Raw genomic sequence first — 14,610 nt, 5'->3', positions numbered from 1 at the left:
CCGTCCCTGCCGCTCGATTCGGCGGTGCTCGAGGATTGTTCGCAACGTTGGACCGATCGAGAGGCTTTCGTCGATGAGTCAGGCCCCACGTTCGACGCGCAGGGCAATGCCCGGACTACTACGTACGGTCGGCGCGCTGGGCGCGGGTCTGGTGCTGGTGCTCGGGCCGGGGGGCGCCGCCGAGGCCGCCCCGATCTACCCGGCGCCGGATCCGGATCCGTTCTACGCGACGCCGCCGGATATCGCCGACAAGAAACCGGGGGAGGTGCTCGCGGTGCGCCCGATGCCGCCGCTGGCGATCTTCCCCGACACCACGGTCACCGTCGTCCGTTTCCGTTCGACCAATTCCACCGGCAAGCCGATCGCCGCGACGACGACCGTGCTCACCCCGCGCGACCACCGCAAGGACGGTCCGCTGCTGTCCTTCCAGCACATCATCAACGGGCTCGGCGCGGAATGCTCTGTCTCCCATGTGCTTTACACCAGTGATCCGAATCTGATCGTGCGGGAGGCTCCGGGCTGGAACGTGCTGCTGTCACGCGGCTGGTCGGTCGCGCTGCCGGATCACCTCGGGCCGGATTTCGCTTACGGCGCGGCGAAATTGGGCGGGCAGATCACCCTGGACGGCATCCGCGCCGTCAAGCAGGTAGCCGAATTACAGGTGGCGGACAGTCCGGTGGCCATGGCCGGCTACTCCGGCGGCGGTATGGCCACCGCGTGGGCGGCGGCGCTGCAGCCGACCTACGCGCCGGAACTGCGCATCGCGGGCGCGGCCATGGGCGGTGTGCCGATGAACCTGGTGAAGATGTTGCAGGCGCTCGGACTCGGCGCGCATCCGGCCTTCGGGCTCGCGCTGGCCGCCGGGCTCGGCCTGGAACGTGAATACCCGGACCGCTTTCCGCTCAGCGACCAACTGAATGCCGAGGGGTTGGCCGCCCGCGCGGCCATCGCCAACGGCTGCACCAACGACATACTCGCCGCCGGCGCCGGGCACGGCGCGGTCGACTTCGCCAAGACCACCAGTATGATCAACAATCCGGACGCGCGGGCCGTCGTCGAGGAGAACAGCCTCGAACTGTATCCCGGCGTGCCGAAAATTCCGGTGTACGAATGGCATTCGCCGATCGACGGACTCATCCCGGTGGACGCGATCGTCAACACCGACCGCCGCTGGTGCGCGGCGGGCGACCGGGTCGAGGCCGAAACCGTGCCGGTGCCAGACCATCTCACCGCCGCGGTGCTCGGGATACCGGCCGCGCTGGACTGGCTGGACGCGCGCTTGCGCGGCGATCCGGCCCCGAGCAACTGCGGGGGTTGATTCGAAAAGAGATCATTGCGATTCGGACTCGCGCGGTGCCGCACCGCGCGAGTCGGGCGTAGCCTGACCTTCTGGCCTCGGTTGACGGGGACATTCGGGGGTCGAAGGCCGCAGCTCTCCGGGCGCCAGGCGAACTGACAGCGTCACCCGAAGATGTGTGCCATGAGATGCTTGCCTGCCGTCGCGGCCGTTGTGCTGTTACTGTCCGTCGCCGTGACCGGCCGGGCCGCGGCCGAACCGGACCCCGTTCCGCCGTTCGCGCTGCCGCAGATCTCGCTGCCGAGCCTGCCCGGCCTGATCGACAGCGTGATCCCGCCGCCGCCGATTTCGCCTGCGCCGCAAGAACCTTGGTCGGTCGCCGCGGCGAGCGGCCTGTCGCCCTCGCTGGCCGCGCTGCGCCAGGCGGTGCTGCCCGGCGAGGTGGGCGATCCGATATTCGACGAGTGGCCCGCGAACCTGGCCGACGCCGCGCCGGGTGACGTGCTCGCCACCAGGGATGTGACGGCGTCGGCGGCGCCGCTGCTGCTGGTGCCGATCCGGCAGGCGTTGCTGCTGAAGTTCCGCACCACCGACTCGCACGGCCGGCCCTCGTACGGCACAGCGACATTGGTGATCCCGGCGGCCGCGTGGCCGGGCCCCGGCGACCGGCCCGTCGTGGTGAACAATCTGCCGATCGATGCGCTGGGCCGGGCCTGCGATCCGAGTTACACCCTCGCACACGGCTTTTCGTTCAGCTCGACCAACCTGTCCGATTTCGTCCCGCCGACGACGCAGCTGGCGGCGCTGCGCGGATACGCGGTGCTGATCCCGGATCACGAGGGTCCGTGGATGGCGTACGCCGAGCCGATCGTCGCCGGACACATTGTGCTCGACGCCATCCGCGCGATGCGCGGCACGTGGCCCGCGGAGTTCGGGGCGAGCCGATTCGGGATGACCGGCTATTCCGGCGGCGCGATCGCGACGCACGGCGCGGTGAAGCTGATCGACGGCTACGCACCGGAATTGGCGGATGTCATCGTCGGCGCCGCGCTCGGCGGCGTGCCTGCCGACTTCGAGCTGCTGTCCCGCAGTATGAACGCCAATCTCGCCTCCGCGGTGTTCATGGCCGCGGTATTCGGAATCGGCCGGGAGCGCCCGGAGATCCTGGCGCATATGAACAATCTGGCGCAGTGGGTGGCCACCTCGCCGATGAAGGACACCTGCGCCGGGCTGTTCGCGCTGCCCGGCGTGCTGATGCTGCCCATCGACGTCGCCGCGAATATGCCGGACCCGCTGCATTCGGAGCTGGCCGCGGATATCTATGCGACCACGAAGATGGCCGGGATGAAATCCGCTGTGCCGCTGTACATTTACAACGGCGAGCAGGAGTTCTGGATTCCGGCCGAAGGCGCGCGCAACCTCTACCGCGAGCAGTGCGCGCTCGGTGTGCCCGCGGTGTACCGGAGCGTATTCGGCGAGCACATCATCGCCGCCGCCGTCGGCTATCCGGAGGCGATCGGCTGGCTGGACCAACGGCTACAGGGGGCGCCCGCGCCGGACGAATGCTGACGCGGCGTCTACCCGCCTTGCCGGTGTATCGAGTTCTGTTCCGCCGAAAGGTCATTCGACCATAGAAACTGGACATGTTCGCATGGCAGACTCGGTGGATGCGGCCCTCCGAGGTACGACATTCCGTTGACTCGCCTTTCACCGAATCGATCGATCCGGCGCTCGACGGCGGCCCTACCGTGCTGCGGATGGTACTCGGCGCCCGCTTACGCCGGTTGCGCGAGGGCTGCGGGATCAGCAGGGAGGCCGCGGGCGAGGCGATTCGCGGATCCCATTCCAAGATCAGCAGATTGGAGCTCGGGCGGGTCGGACTGCGGCAGCGCGACCTGGCCGATCTGCTCACCCTGTACGGGGTCACCGATGCCGACGAGCGGGACGAATTCGAGAAGATGGCCAAGGCGGGCAACGCCTCCGGCTGGTGGCATCGCGAGAACGACTGGCTGCCCAAATGGTTCGACCTCTACCTGGGCCTGGAACAGGGCGCGCAGCTCATCCGGTGCTACGAACCGCGCGCGGTGCCGGAACTGCTGCAGACGCCCGATTACGCCCGCGCGCTGCTGATGCTGGCGCACTCGCACGAGCCGCCGGACGCGGTCGAGCGACGGGTCGCGCTGCGGATGCGCCGCCAGCACATCCTCACCCGGCCGAAACCGCCGCAGCTGTGGGCGGTCGTCGACGAGGCCGCGCTGCGCCGCCCGGTCGGCGGCTCGGCGGTCTGGCGGGCCCAGCTGGAATATCTGCTGGAGGCGGTCGGGCAGCCGCACATCACGGTGCAGGTGCTCGCCGATGACGTCGCCGGTCCGGCGCTGGCCGACGGCGCGTTCACCATGTTGCGGTTCGCCGAGGCGGATCTGCCCGACATCGTCTATCTGCAGCAGCTCACCGGCGCGCTCTACCTCGACAAGCGCAGCGATCTGGACGCCTATCGCGTGGTGCTGAACCGGCTCTCGGTGCACGCGGCGCAGCCGGAATACACCGCGAACCTGATCCGGGCGCTCACCGAGCGCCATCCCGACGTGCTCGACGAGCCGTCCGGGTCCGAGTAGGCGTACCTGTAATTCGCACGGTCCCCGTCGTTTTCACCGCAATACCGGCCTGTCCTGTGATAAGAGTGATCCAGGTCTCGGCAATGTAATGTCCCACTGAGACAATAGGTGGTAAACTGCGGTTATGGGGACCGACGACGAAGTCGACCTGGATGGACGGCGGCTGCGCACAATTCGCAGTCGAGAAGCCCTGGCGCGGGCGGCCTTCGAGCTATTCGCCGAGCGTGGACTCGACGCGGTGGCGGTGGAGGACATCGCCGTGCGCGCGGGCGTCACCAGGCGCACCTTCAGCCGGCATTTCTCCTCGATCGAGGCGGCCGTCCTCGGCGATATCGACCAGGACGTGCACCTGCTCAACGAAACGCTGCGCGCCCGGCCCGCATACGAACCGCCACTCACCGCCTACCGCAACGCCGTACACGATTGGCTCGGCCTGGCCTTCGCCGGACCCGGCGATCCGAAACTGGTCCGGCGCTGGGAACTGTTCCAATCCTTCGCCGACGAACCGGCGCTGTTCGCCGCCTACCACCGCATGCGACTGGACGCCGAGGCCGAGGCGCTGCGCATCCTGGCCGAACGGCTCGCCGTGGATCCGGCGGTCGATCTGCGCCCGGCCGCCGTAGTGGCGACCGGCGCGGCCCTGCTCGTCGCCGCCCTGCAGGCCTGGGCGGCGGGCGATGATCCCACCACGCTGCCCGCCCTGATCGAGGGATTCTTCGAAACCCTGTCCGAGCTGGCGGCCGAAGACCGATGCGAGGAGGCACGATCATGAGTGGCTCGACGGGCGTCTTGCGTCGCACCTGCCGGTGGGCGGGCTTGGACCGGAATCCGATGCGGCGCAGAGAGGATCGACTGCAGGCGGCGTGCGCCATCACGCTGCTCGTGCTGTTCCTCGCGGCGGCGCCGCTGTTGGCCGTACTGCTCGGCGGCCGTGTCTACCGGTCCGAAAACGCCGCGGTGCAGGCGGAATTCGCGAGCCTGCACGAGGTAAGCGCCACGGTGCTGGAAACCGGTAAGGCGCCGCTGTATTCGCCGATCACCCCGGTGAAGGTGGCGTGGAAGGATGCGGACGGTACCGAGCACACCGCGGCGTATTCGTCCACGAAGATCGTGAAACCCGGTGCGACGCTGAACATCTGGCTCAACGGGTCGGGCAATGTGGTGGAACCGCCCGCCGACTCGCGGGCCGCGAGCAAGGCCGTGCTGGTCACCTCGGGCGCGGTGTTCGGCGTGCTGATCGGCTGCGTCGCATGCTATCTCGGGCTGCGCTACAGCCTGGACCGCAGGCGGCTGCGCCAATGGGAGACGGATTGGATCACCGCGGATCTGTTGTGGGGCAACCACAGCTGAGCCGACGAATAAGCCGGAATCCGGAAGTGACTGTGCACCAACGGATTCCGGCTTCGTAGAGAAACCGTTCTAAACCGGCATCAGGCTGTGCTTGCGCGGATTCGCCTTGCGCGCCTGCTTTTCCCGCAGCAGTCGCAGCGCCTTGCGGATCTCCAGCCGGGTCTGCGCGGGTTCGATCACCGCGTCGATGTAGCCGCGTTCGGCGGCGATCCACGGGGTGGCGACCGCGGCGTTGTAGAAGTCGATCATCTGCTGGCGCACCGCATCCCGCTGTTCGACCGGTGTGTTCTCCAGCTGTCTGCGGCCGACGATGCCGACCATGCTCTCCGCGCCCATCACCGCGATCCGCGCGGTCGGCCAGGCCAGGCTGATATCCGCGCCCAGCTGCTTGCACCCCATCACCGCGTAACCGCCGCCGTACGCCTTGCGGGTGACGATGGTGACGATCGGCACCGTCGCCTCGATCACCGCGCGGAAGAAACGGCCGCCGCGCTTGATGACGCCATTGCGCTCCTCCTCGACGCCGGGCAGCACGCCCGGTGTGTCGACGACGAAGATCACCGGCAGGTTGAACGCGTCGCACAGCCGGATGAAATGCGTCGCCTTATCCGAGGCGAGCGCGTCGAGCGCGCCACCCAATGCCTGCGGCTGGTTGGCGACAACGCCGACGCTGCGCCCGTCGACGCGGCTGAATCCGGTGATCAGGTTTTGCGCGGTGCCCGCGGAGATCTCGTGGAAGGCGCCGTCGTCGAAGATGCGCAGCAGGATGTCGTGCATGTCGTAGCCGACCTTGTCCGAATCCGGGATGATCCGGTTCAGTTCCAGGTCGTGCTTCGTGAGCTCCGGCTCCAGCCCGGGATTCACGATCGGCGGCTGTTCCAGGCAGCTGGACGGCAGATAGCTCAGGTATTCGCGGACCCAGTCGAATGCGGCCTGCTCGTCGTCGGCCACATGGTGCACGGTGCCGTTCTGCTCCAGCGCCGCCGCACCGCCGAGTTCCTCCGCGGTGACCACCTCGCCGGTCACACCCTTGATGACCTCGGGACCGGTGACGAACATATACGACTTCTTCGTCGCGACCAGCACATCCATATTCACCGGCCCGTATACCGAACCGGCCGCGCACTTGCCGAGCATGATCGCGACCATCGGCACGAATCCGGACAGGTCCTCCTGGCGGCGGCACATGAGCGCGTACCAGGCCAGCGAGGTGACCGCGTCCTGGATGCGGGCGCCGCCGGAATCGTTGATCGCCACCACCGGGCAGGCGTTCGCCTGGGCGAATTCCATGGCGGCGGCGACCTTGCGGCCGAACATCTCGCCGACCGAACCGCCGTGCACGGTCTGATCGTGCGCGATCACCACGACCGGTCTGCCATCGATGCGGCCGCGGCCGGTGACGACACCGTCGCCGTACATGCCGTCACCACCTGATCCGGGCTGGCGCATCAGTGCGCCCATTTCGACGAAACTGCCCTTGTCGAGCAGCATCCGCACGCGCGCGCGGGCGCTCGGAATACCTTTGGCCTTGCGTTTCGCGATGCCGGTTTCGCCGGCGGGTTCTTCGGCGAGCTCCAGGAGATCCCGGAGGTGGTCCAGCTTCTCTCGCGTACCGCTCATAAGATTTGCTTGCTGCCCTTCACAACATGCGCCGCAGATCGGCGCGAGGCTCGATGCTATCGGGATTGAGACGCGCGGCACAGTCGTTCCGCGCAAGTCATGGGATAACTCACAGCTATCCCTCTTGCACTCTGGGTAGTAGGCGGTTTTGTGACCGGATCCAGTGTGGCGGGCAACCATTGGTCACCGAAGCCAAGAAACGCCGAAATCCCTGCACAGCCAAGGTTGTTGCCTCTATCGTCGTTGGCCTATGAAGCTGCGCGCGCCGGTCACCGCGGCGATGGTGATCATCGCCGCGCTCGCGCCCGCGCCGGTCCTGGCCGATCCGGTGCCGGTGGCCGATCCGTCCATCAGCCGAACATCGTTGGTGCGCACCGAGGTTGTTACACCGGGCCGGGAGCGGCTGTATATCGCGTCGGCGGCGATGGGGCGGGTGATCGCCGTCGATGTGTTGCGCGGCAAGGGATCCGGGCCGCATCCGGCGCTGTACCTGTTGGACGGCGTCGACGGTGAACCGGTGTCGGGCTGGCTGAGCAAGGGCGGCGCCGCCGAATTCTTCGCGGACAAACCGGTGGATGTGGTGCTGACCAGCGGCGGCGCCGGCAGCATGTACAGCGACTGGCTACGCCGCGACGCCGCCCTCGGCGTGAACGAATGGGAGACGTTCCTGACCGAGGAGCTGCCGCCGATCGTCGAGTCGTATCTGAATACCAACGGGCGCAGGGCGATTGCCGGGGTGTCGATGGGCGCGCAGGCGGCGGTGATGCTCGCCCAGCGCCATCCTGGACGATACCGCGCGGTGGCCGGGCTCAGCGGCTGCTATTCGACCGCGGATCCACTCGGGCACGCGGTGACGACCATCACCGTCGCCTCGCGCGGCGGTAATGTCGAAAACCTTTGGGGGCCGGTGTCTTCGCCGGAATGGGCGGCGCACGACAGCGTGCTCGGCGCGGCGGCGCTGCGCGGGACCGCGATCTACCTCGCCGCCGCGCCCGGCTCGCCGACCGGCGCGGATCTGGTCGAAGTGGCGAATTCGCCGTCGGTGGCCGACGCGTTGCGGACGGCGGGCGGCGGCGCGGCGCTGGAGGCGGGCGCACGGGCGTGTACCGAGCGGTTCGCGGCGCGGCTGGCGGAACTGGATATTCCGGCGACCGTCGAATATCTGCCGGAGGGGATGCATACCTGGCCGGATTTCAAGGCGGAGCTGCCGAAGGCGTGGCCGGTGCTGGCGGCGGCCTTGGAATGAGCGGGCGCCCGTGGCGTTGACAGGAGTATGACCTCAGCACTGACCTCGGTCCGGTTCTCGATCCTCGATCGGTCGCGGGCGCGGCGCGGGCAGCGGCATCCGGACGCGCTGCGCGAGACGGTGGAATTCGCGCGGCTGGCCGAGCAGTGGGGCTATCACCGGTTCTGGGTATCCGAACATCACAGCGTGCCGGGCGTCGCGGGTTCGGCGCCGACGGTGCTCGCCGCGGCCGTCGCGGCCGCGACCTCGCGGATCCGGATCGGCACCGGCGGGGTGATGTTGCCGAACCATCAGCCGCTGGTGGTCGCCGAGCAGTTCGGGGTGCTGGAATCGCTGTATCCCGGGCGGATCGATATGGGTCTCGGCCGGTCGGTCGGCTTCACCGACGGTGTGCGCCGGGCGCTGGGCCACGGTAAGGACGACGCCGACGATTTCGACGAAAAGCTCACGGCGGTACTGGAATACCTGGCGCGCGGCCGCGACGGCGTGCACGCGTGGCCGGCCGAGGGGCTGCGGGTGCCCGCGTACCTGCTGGCCACCGGATCCGGTGCGGACCGGGCGGCGCGGTTCGGGCTGCCGCTGGTGATCGCGGCGATCGGCGGGGCGGAAGACAAGATGGTCGAATCGATCGAGCGATACCGCGGCGCGTTCCGCCCCACCGAATGGGGTGCGCGCCCGTATGTGATGATCTCCGGCACGGTGCTGATCGCCGACACTACCGAGCAGGCGCGCAGGCTGCTGCTGCCCGAGGCGTGGTCGGCCGCCTACTCCAGGACCAGAGGCGAATTCCCGGCGCTGATCCCGCCCGCCGAAATCGAGGCGATGACGATGACCGAGCGGGAGCGGCGCCTGTTCGACGAGGCGCTGCGCGGGCAGATCCACGGCACCGCCGACGAGGTGGCGGAGTCGTTGGAGCGGTTGGTGATTCGGACCGGAGCCGATGAATTCCTGGTGCACACCAGCACTTACGACCGCGCGGCGCGGCTGGAATCGCATCGCGCGCTCGCGGTGCTGGCCGGGCTGAGCACACCCGCGCTGGCGGCGCGAGGGGGCGCGACCGAGCGGGCGGCGTGACCGAGCGGTCGCGGCGCGCGCGGAAAGCGTTTCAGGACCGGTAGGTTCGGGCGACCAACGCCGAGCGCAGATACCACAGCCCTGACGGCTGGGACGGGTCGAATCCGGTGAGCTGGCCGATCCGCTTGAGCCGGTAGTCGACCGTATTGGTGTGCACGTGCAGCACCCGAGCGGTGCGCTGGCGGTTGAGGTTGTTGCCGATGTGGCGCTGCAGGGTCTCCAGCAGTTCGGGATGTTCGTCGAGCGCGTCGAGCAGTGCGCCGAGGTACTCCCGGCCCGGCCCCGGGCGGGTGAGCTGATATTCGAGCGCGAGCTCGTCGAAGCGGTAAAGCCCTGCGACACACTGCAATCGCTGCACCATGTCGAGCAGTTCGTGTGCCTGGTCGGCGGCGTCCGGGATCTGCGCCGGGGTGGCCTGCACCATGGTCGCGGTGATGCCGACCTGCGCGGCATGCGTGAGCTGGGCGACCAGGGTGTCGAGCGCGTCGTCGTCGGCGTCGTCGGTGGGGATCAGGATGGTGCCGCCGTCGACGCTGAGCAGCGACAGTGCGCGGTCGCCGCAGCGGGTGGCCAGCTCGGCCTGCACCCGGCGGAGTTTGCGCCGGGCGACGACCTTCCCGTCCAGTGCCGGGTTGCGTTCGTCCTGGTGCGGCGGAATGGCAACGGCGAGTACGGCGTACGACTCGGCGATGGCGATACCGCATTCCCTGGCCATGGTCGAGGTGCTGTGCCCGCCGAGCAGGGCGGAGGTGAGCGTATGCACCGCGGTGTGGTGTTCGCCGACCACCGCGCGCAGTTCGCGCACGTAGGCCATGGATACCGCGGAGGTGATCATGTCCAGGATCTCGAGCAGTGTCTTCGCGCCGTCGACGAGGTTGCGGTAGTCGTCCTCCAGCGGCGCGTTGGCCATCACCAGGTCGAGGCCGATCTTGAAACCCTCGTGGATGGAATGGTGGATGGCGTCGATCGGCACGCCCTCGCGCGCCCATTCGGCGGCGGCGTGCTCGACCCGCTTCATCTTGCCCGGTAGATCCTGGCCGTCCAGCATGCTCGCGGCGAACTCCAGGCAGACCCTGGTGACGGCGGTCGCGTCGTCGCTGATCGCATCGCCGGGCAGCGTGCCGCACGGGGCGACATTCGCGACGAAATGCCCGACCATTTGGCGCGAGAGTGCGCGAACGTCCTTGAGCGAGGCGGACATCGGCTTACCGGACAAAGTGAGGCTCGGCCGCGTCGAACTGTCGACTGCCACTGCGACTCCTTCCACCCCCTGCTGACATCCCCCCGGTGCCCTGCTCACCCCGCAGGCTGCTGTCCCCGGTGTAGCTGTGCGGCGCATTCACACTAACTGTCTCGTCAGCGCCAGGGATCGAATCGCGCTGTTCTGTGAAATAGCCACGGATCGGCGCGCCCGTGTTGTGACCGATCACAGGATTCCCGAGCGCGGTGCGCGGCAAAATCTGGAAGCGGATGGGTGGCGTCGGTAGCATCGTGCGCGGCGGCACCGACCGTCAGTGATAGGGGCAGGTGATGAGACCGGCGCTGAAATGCCTTGTCTGGGAACTGGACAATACGCTGTGGGACGGCGCGGTCTGCGATGCCACCAGCGGCGCCCCACGCCCGGCCGCGCTGCGCACCCTGCGCACATTGAGTGAGCGCGGGATCTGGCATGCGGTGGCCGGCCGCGGCGAGCGGGATTGGACGTTGGACAAGCTCTACCGGCACGGACTCTACGATATGTTCTCCGTCATCGAAATCGGTTGGGGCCGTAAGTCGGCGGCCATTGTGCGGATCGCGCACCGGCTCGGGCTGAGCCTGGACGGCGTCGGCTTCATCGATGACGAACCGATCGAGCGCGCCGAGGTCGCCCGCGCGCTGCCGCGGGTGCGCTGCTACGCCGCCCGCAATGCCGATGTGCTGCCCGCGCTTCCGGACTTCCGGCCGATGCTGCGCCGCGGCCCGGACCCGACGCCGCCCCTCGGTTTCGCGCGCGTCCCGGCGATCTAGGGGAGTAACACCGGCGTGCTGGAATCCGTTCCGGCGGGCCGGAATCCGTCGCCGGGCCGGTCCAGCATGGCGATATCGGTGTCGCGCAAGCGCTTCGGATCGGCGATCACCTCGTAGGCGGCGATCCTGTTGTCGCGCACCGTCACCCGGAGCGCGAACAGCAGACGCCCGTGCGGCGCCACCACGATGCCCACCGCGCCGTCGACCAGCGCCAGCGCCGCGAAACCCGAACGACGCCGCAGCACAACGGTTTCCTCGGCCACCCGGGCCGCTCCGCGCACGGTAACGGCCATACCGGCGGGCAGCGCCGCCGGATCGGCGGTGCGCACCACGTCGGGCGCCAGCACCGCGAGCAGTTCGCCGAGGTCGCCGCCGCGCGCCGCGGCCAGGAATGCGGCGACCACCCTTTGCTGTTCGGCCAGATCGACAGCGGCGGGCCGGGATTCGCCGTGCACCCGGTGCCGGGCCCGGCTGGCCAGCTTCTTGGTGGTCGCGGCGCTGCGGTTCAGGATCGGCGCGATCCGGTCGAACGGCAGCGCGAACATATCGTGCAGCACGAAGGCGACCCGCTCCTCGGGGCCGAGCCGGTCCAGCACCACCAGCAGCGCGCGGCCGACCGAATCGATAAGCAGCACTTCGTGTTCCGGATCCTGATCGGCGGTGGCGCCGAGTGCGGCCAGGTCGGCCGTCGGATCCTCCGGATGCGCGGTGCGGGCGCGCAGGATGTCCAGACAGATCCGGGAGATCACTGTGGTGAGCCAGCCCTCGAGGTTTTCCACCTCGGCGATATCGGTGCGCGAGAGCCGCAGCCACGCCTCCTGCACCGCGTCCTCGGTGTCGTCGGCGGTGCCGAGCAGGCGGTATGCGACGGCGCGCAGCCGACCGCGCTGGGCGTCGAAACGTCGCGCCAGCAGGTCCTGTGCTCGCACCGGTCACCTTTCCGTGCTCGCGCTCGTCAGCACTGTCGAGGGATCGGGGTGATCCCTGGCCGCGATCATTTCACGATCGCGGATCGGGCGGTTCGAATGGTGAGAAAGGACAAATTCCATGGAAACCGGCTATGTGGTGCTGTCTGTTTCGACCGCGGCCATGGTGTTGGTAGCGGCGTGGATCGATGTGGGACGCGCGGAGTGGGTGCGCGGCAATATGGCCGCGTACGGCGTGCCGGAGTGGGCGCTCACCGCACTGTGCGTGATCAAGGCGGTCGGCGGCATCGGGTTGCTCGCCGGGGTCTGGTATCCGCCGCTCGGCCTCGCGGCGGCGCTCGGGTTGGCGGTGTACTTCCTCGGCGCGGTGGTCGTCGTCGCGCGCGCCCGCTGGTACCGGCACCTGCGCTATCCGGTGCCGTTCCTGCTGCTGGCCGCCGTGACAATGGGTTTCGCCGTGGCCGTGATCTAATGCTCAGCCACTTCGCTGATTATTCATTGACAAACATTCAGCTGAGTGGCTTAATATAAGTATGCGAGAGGAAGACCGCTCGGATATCTACACGGCGGTCTTCGGCGCGCTGGCTCACCCGGCCCGGCGGCGGGTGCTGCTCACGATCTACTTCAACGGCGGATCGATGACGGCGGGCGAGATCGCCGCCGTATTCACCCACGCCTGGCAGACCACGAGCAGGCATCTGCGGGTGTTGGAGGAGGCCGGGTTGGTCGGCACCGAACGCCAAGGCCGCCAACGCGTTTACCGGCTGGAGCGCAAACGTTTGAACCTCGCGGCCGAATGGCTCGCCCACTTCGCCGACGAATCGGGACCGCAGAAAGGTGGCTGATATGCCGAATTCCGAAGATATTCCACGGCTGTTCCGGATCGCCGTCGAGGTGGGCGATCTCGACACGGCGATCACGTTCTACAGCAGGCTGTTCGGGGTCGAGGGACGCGGACAGGCCGGGGCCAGGGCATATTTCGACTGCGGGCCGGTCACTTTGTCGGTGCAGCAGCTGGATTCGCCGCATCCGGCCGCCAAGGCGCTGTATTTCACGGTGCGGGAGCTGGAACCCGTGTACCGGCGCGCGCGGGAACTCGGTTGCTGCTCGACCGAACTGGTACATGACGCGCCCGCGGGGGAGATGGTGGTGCGGCCGTGGGGCGAACGCTCCTTCTACGCCGACGACCCGTGGGGCAATCCGCTGTGCTTCGTCGAGGAGGGCACCGTGTACGCCGGATGAGCCGCGGTCAGTGCGGTTGGGCGGATTGCAGGGTGATGGGCAGCTTCGGATGGCCGTCACCCGGTCCGTTGACATCGTCGGTGCCTGCCGCGGCGACCTTGTCGACGGTGGCCAGGCCGGCGGCGTCGACCGTGCCGAAGATGGTGTAGCTCGGCGGCAGCAGGGAATCGCCGTAGACGATGAAGAATTGGGAACCGTTGGTATTCGGCCCGGCATTGGCCATGGCCAGTTTTCCGCGCTGATAGGTCACCGGCATCTTGGTGTCGGCGCCGGTCACCGGATACTCGTCGGCGAATTGATAACCGGGGCCGCCGGTTCCATTGCGCGACGGGTCGCCGCACTGCAGCACCCGCAGCTCGCCGGTGGTGAGCCGATGGCAGCTCGTGCCGTCGTAGAAACCGGACCTGGCCAGGTGCACGAAACTGTTGACGGTGCACGGCGCTGCGCCCGCGTCGAGCGTCAGGCCGATCGGGCCCTGGTTCGTGGTGACGTCGATTCGCACGGTGCCGGAAGGGATGTGGTCGGTCGGCGGCGCGGCGACGGGTTTGCTCGCCGGGCCGGGTCCGCTCGGATATGTGCAATTCACCGGTCCCGTAACGGGTTTCGGGCTCGGCGGCGGCGCGACGATCGGCGTTGCGGTGTCGGCCGAGGTGGCGGTGGCCTCGGCGGCGCCGGAATCCGATCCGGATCGGTAGAGCAGATAGCCGCCGCCGATCAGCAGCACCAGGCAGACGACGACGATCGGCACGCCGATCAGCAGCCACTTCGGCGGTCCGGCCGGTGGGCGATAAGGCATTTGGGAGTGCAGCGCCCCGGTCGCCGCCGCGGCCAGTTCGCCCGCGCTGCCGAAGCCGCCCCCGAGCGCCCGCCCGACAACCGCGTCGAGCGCGGGCGGCACATTCGGGTTCAGCCGACTGGGCGGTGCCGAAAGCCCTTGTGCCGCTGCCGGTCCCAAAAGCAGCTCGGCGAGGGTGCGGCCGAGGGCGGCCACATCGGCGCGCGGATCGCCCGGCACACCCGCGAGGCCGAGCAGCTCGACGGATCTATCCGGGTGAATGAGCAGGGCGGCGGGCGTCACCGTGCCGTGCACCACGCCCGCCCGGTGCGCGGCTTCGAGACGTTCGGCCGCGCGGGCGATGATTTCGACCGCGTCGGACGCGGCCAGCCCCGACGGGTGCCGGGCCAGCAGCTCCGCTGCGGTGATATCCGGTGGCAGTGTCATCCAACCTCCCT

Annotated in this window: 15 protein-coding genes; 11 read left to right on the top strand and 4 right to left on the bottom strand. The window is 68.5% G+C overall.

Annotated features, from left to right (window positions below; translation table 11 throughout):
* Positions 1 to 73 precede the first annotated feature (73 nt).
* The 5 genes from LGY53_RS30185 (at position 74) to LGY53_RS30165 (ending at position 5,262) form a co-directional block, all read left to right on the top strand.
* Positions 74 to 1,318 carry a lipase family protein gene (locus LGY53_RS30185; protein WP_225730078.1) on the top strand — a complete coding sequence of 415 codons (1,245 nt, stop codon included), beginning with the start codon at positions 74 to 76 and terminating at the stop codon, positions 1,316 to 1,318.
* A gap of 162 nt (positions 1,319 to 1,480) precedes the next feature.
* On the top strand, positions 1,481 to 2,866 hold the full coding sequence (locus tag LGY53_RS30180; RefSeq protein WP_225730077.1) for a lipase family protein: 1,386 nt from the start codon (positions 1,481 to 1,483) through the stop codon (positions 2,864 to 2,866).
* A gap of 98 nt (positions 2,867 to 2,964) precedes the next feature.
* Positions 2,965 to 3,912: a helix-turn-helix transcriptional regulator gene (locus LGY53_RS30175; RefSeq protein ID WP_225730076.1), complete on the top strand. Its 948-nt coding sequence runs from the start codon at positions 2,965 to 2,967 to the stop codon at positions 3,910 to 3,912.
* A 124-nt stretch (positions 3,913 to 4,036) separates the two neighbouring features.
* Positions 4,037 to 4,684 (top strand): TetR/AcrR family transcriptional regulator, encoded by a 648-nt coding sequence (locus LGY53_RS30170; protein WP_225730075.1) that lies wholly within the window; start codon positions 4,037 to 4,039, stop codon positions 4,682 to 4,684.
* Entirely contained in the window at positions 4,681 to 5,262 is a 582-nt protein-coding gene (locus LGY53_RS30165) for a hypothetical protein (RefSeq protein ID WP_225730074.1), read from the top strand. The genes LGY53_RS30170 and LGY53_RS30165 overlap by 4 nt, the downstream gene beginning before the upstream one ends.
* Positions 5,263 to 5,331: 69 nt before the next feature.
* Here LGY53_RS30165 and LGY53_RS30160 read toward each other — a convergent pair whose 3' ends face one another.
* Positions 5,332 to 6,882: an acyl-CoA carboxylase subunit beta gene (locus LGY53_RS30160; protein WP_225730073.1), complete on the bottom strand. Its 1,551-nt coding sequence runs from the start codon at positions 6,880 to 6,882 to the stop codon at positions 5,332 to 5,334.
* A 250-nt stretch (positions 6,883 to 7,132) separates the two neighbouring features.
* Between LGY53_RS30160 and LGY53_RS30155 the strand changes: the two genes are divergently transcribed.
* On the top strand, positions 7,133 to 8,128 hold the full coding sequence (locus LGY53_RS30155) for an alpha/beta hydrolase family protein (RefSeq protein ID WP_225730072.1): 996 nt from the start codon (positions 7,133 to 7,135) through the stop codon (positions 8,126 to 8,128).
* Positions 8,129 to 8,155: 27 nt separating this feature from the next.
* On the top strand, positions 8,156 to 9,202 hold the full coding sequence (locus LGY53_RS30150; protein WP_225730071.1) for an LLM class flavin-dependent oxidoreductase: 1,047 nt from the start codon (positions 8,156 to 8,158) through the stop codon (positions 9,200 to 9,202).
* Between the two features lie 31 nt (positions 9,203 to 9,233).
* Here the strand turns inward: LGY53_RS30150 and LGY53_RS30145 are convergent, their stop codons facing one another.
* A complete protein-coding gene (locus LGY53_RS30145) occupies positions 9,234 to 10,454 on the bottom strand; it encodes a CdaR family transcriptional regulator (protein ID WP_225730070.1) in 1,221 nt (406 codons plus the stop codon).
* Positions 10,455 to 10,732: 278 nt separating this feature from the next.
* Between LGY53_RS30145 and LGY53_RS30140 the strand changes: the two genes are divergently transcribed.
* Entirely contained in the window at positions 10,733 to 11,209 is a 477-nt protein-coding gene (locus tag LGY53_RS30140; protein WP_167474827.1) for an HAD-IIIC family phosphatase, read from the top strand.
* Here the strand turns inward: LGY53_RS30140 and LGY53_RS30135 are convergent.
* On the bottom strand, positions 11,206 to 12,138 hold the full coding sequence (locus tag LGY53_RS30135) for a sigma-70 family RNA polymerase sigma factor (RefSeq protein WP_225730069.1): 933 nt from the start codon (positions 12,136 to 12,138) through the stop codon (positions 11,206 to 11,208). The two genes, LGY53_RS30140 and LGY53_RS30135, sit on opposite strands and share 4 nt — an antisense overlap.
* 118 nt (positions 12,139 to 12,256) lie before the next feature.
* On the opposite strand from LGY53_RS30135, the gene LGY53_RS30130 reads away from it, so the two are divergent.
* From LGY53_RS30130 to LGY53_RS30120, 3 genes are all read left to right on the top strand, one after another.
* Positions 12,257 to 12,607: a DoxX family protein gene (locus LGY53_RS30130; protein WP_225730068.1), complete on the top strand. Its 351-nt coding sequence runs from the start codon at positions 12,257 to 12,259 to the stop codon at positions 12,605 to 12,607.
* A 61-nt stretch (positions 12,608 to 12,668) separates the two neighbouring features.
* A complete protein-coding gene (locus tag LGY53_RS30125; protein WP_225730067.1) occupies positions 12,669 to 12,980 on the top strand; it encodes a helix-turn-helix transcriptional regulator in 312 nt (103 codons plus the stop codon).
* Between the two features lies 1 nt (position 12,981).
* Entirely contained in the window at positions 12,982 to 13,377 is a 396-nt protein-coding gene (locus tag LGY53_RS30120; RefSeq protein ID WP_225730066.1) for a VOC family protein, read from the top strand.
* Positions 13,378 to 13,384: 7 nt separating this feature from the next.
* Here the strand turns inward: LGY53_RS30120 and LGY53_RS44005 are convergent, their stop codons facing one another.
* Positions 13,385 to 14,599: a peptidylprolyl isomerase gene (locus tag LGY53_RS44005; RefSeq protein ID WP_305082714.1), complete on the bottom strand. Its 1,215-nt coding sequence runs from the start codon at positions 14,597 to 14,599 to the stop codon at positions 13,385 to 13,387.
* Positions 14,600 to 14,610 lie beyond the last annotated feature (11 nt).

The organism is Nocardia sp. JCM 34519.1 (genome assembly GCF_020361265.1).
GTDB lineage: Bacteria > Actinomycetota > Actinomycetes > Mycobacteriales > Mycobacteriaceae > Nocardia > Nocardia arthritidis_A.
The sequence above is the reverse complement of the archived record's forward strand: the minus strand, read 5'-3'. Positions and strand labels throughout refer to the sequence as shown.

Bases quoted from the DNA above. Each gene is read 5' to 3' on its own strand.
- LGY53_RS30185 (WP_225730078.1), top strand. From the start codon at position 74: ATGAGTCAGGCCCCACGTTCGACGCGCAGGGCAATGCCCGGACTACTA.
- LGY53_RS30180 (WP_225730077.1), top strand. From the start codon at position 1,481: ATGAGATGCTTGCCTGCCGTCGCGGCCGTTGTGCTGTTACTGTCCGTC.
- LGY53_RS30175 (WP_225730076.1), top strand. From the start codon at position 2,965: ATGCGGCCCTCCGAGGTACGACATTCCGTTGACTCGCCTTTCACCGAA.
- LGY53_RS30170 (WP_225730075.1), top strand. From the start codon at position 4,037: ATGGGGACCGACGACGAAGTCGACCTGGATGGACGGCGGCTGCGCACA.
- LGY53_RS30165 (WP_225730074.1), top strand. From the start codon at position 4,681: ATGAGTGGCTCGACGGGCGTCTTGCGTCGCACCTGCCGGTGGGCGGGC.
- LGY53_RS30160 (WP_225730073.1), bottom strand. From the start codon at position 6,882: ATGAGCGGTACGCGAGAGAAGCTGGACCACCTCCGGGATCTCCTGGAG.
- LGY53_RS30155 (WP_225730072.1), top strand. From the start codon at position 7,133: ATGAAGCTGCGCGCGCCGGTCACCGCGGCGATGGTGATCATCGCCGCG.
- LGY53_RS30150 (WP_225730071.1), top strand. From the start codon at position 8,156: ATGACCTCAGCACTGACCTCGGTCCGGTTCTCGATCCTCGATCGGTCG.
- LGY53_RS30140 (WP_167474827.1), top strand. From the start codon at position 10,733: ATGAGACCGGCGCTGAAATGCCTTGTCTGGGAACTGGACAATACGCTG.
- LGY53_RS30130 (WP_225730068.1), top strand. From the start codon at position 12,257: ATGGAAACCGGCTATGTGGTGCTGTCTGTTTCGACCGCGGCCATGGTG.
- LGY53_RS30125 (WP_225730067.1), top strand. From the start codon at position 12,669: ATGCGAGAGGAAGACCGCTCGGATATCTACACGGCGGTCTTCGGCGCG.
- LGY53_RS30120 (WP_225730066.1), top strand. From the start codon at position 12,982: ATGCCGAATTCCGAAGATATTCCACGGCTGTTCCGGATCGCCGTCGAG.
- LGY53_RS44005 (WP_305082714.1), bottom strand. From the start codon at position 14,599: ATGACACTGCCACCGGATATCACCGCAGCGGAGCTGCTGGCCCGGCAC.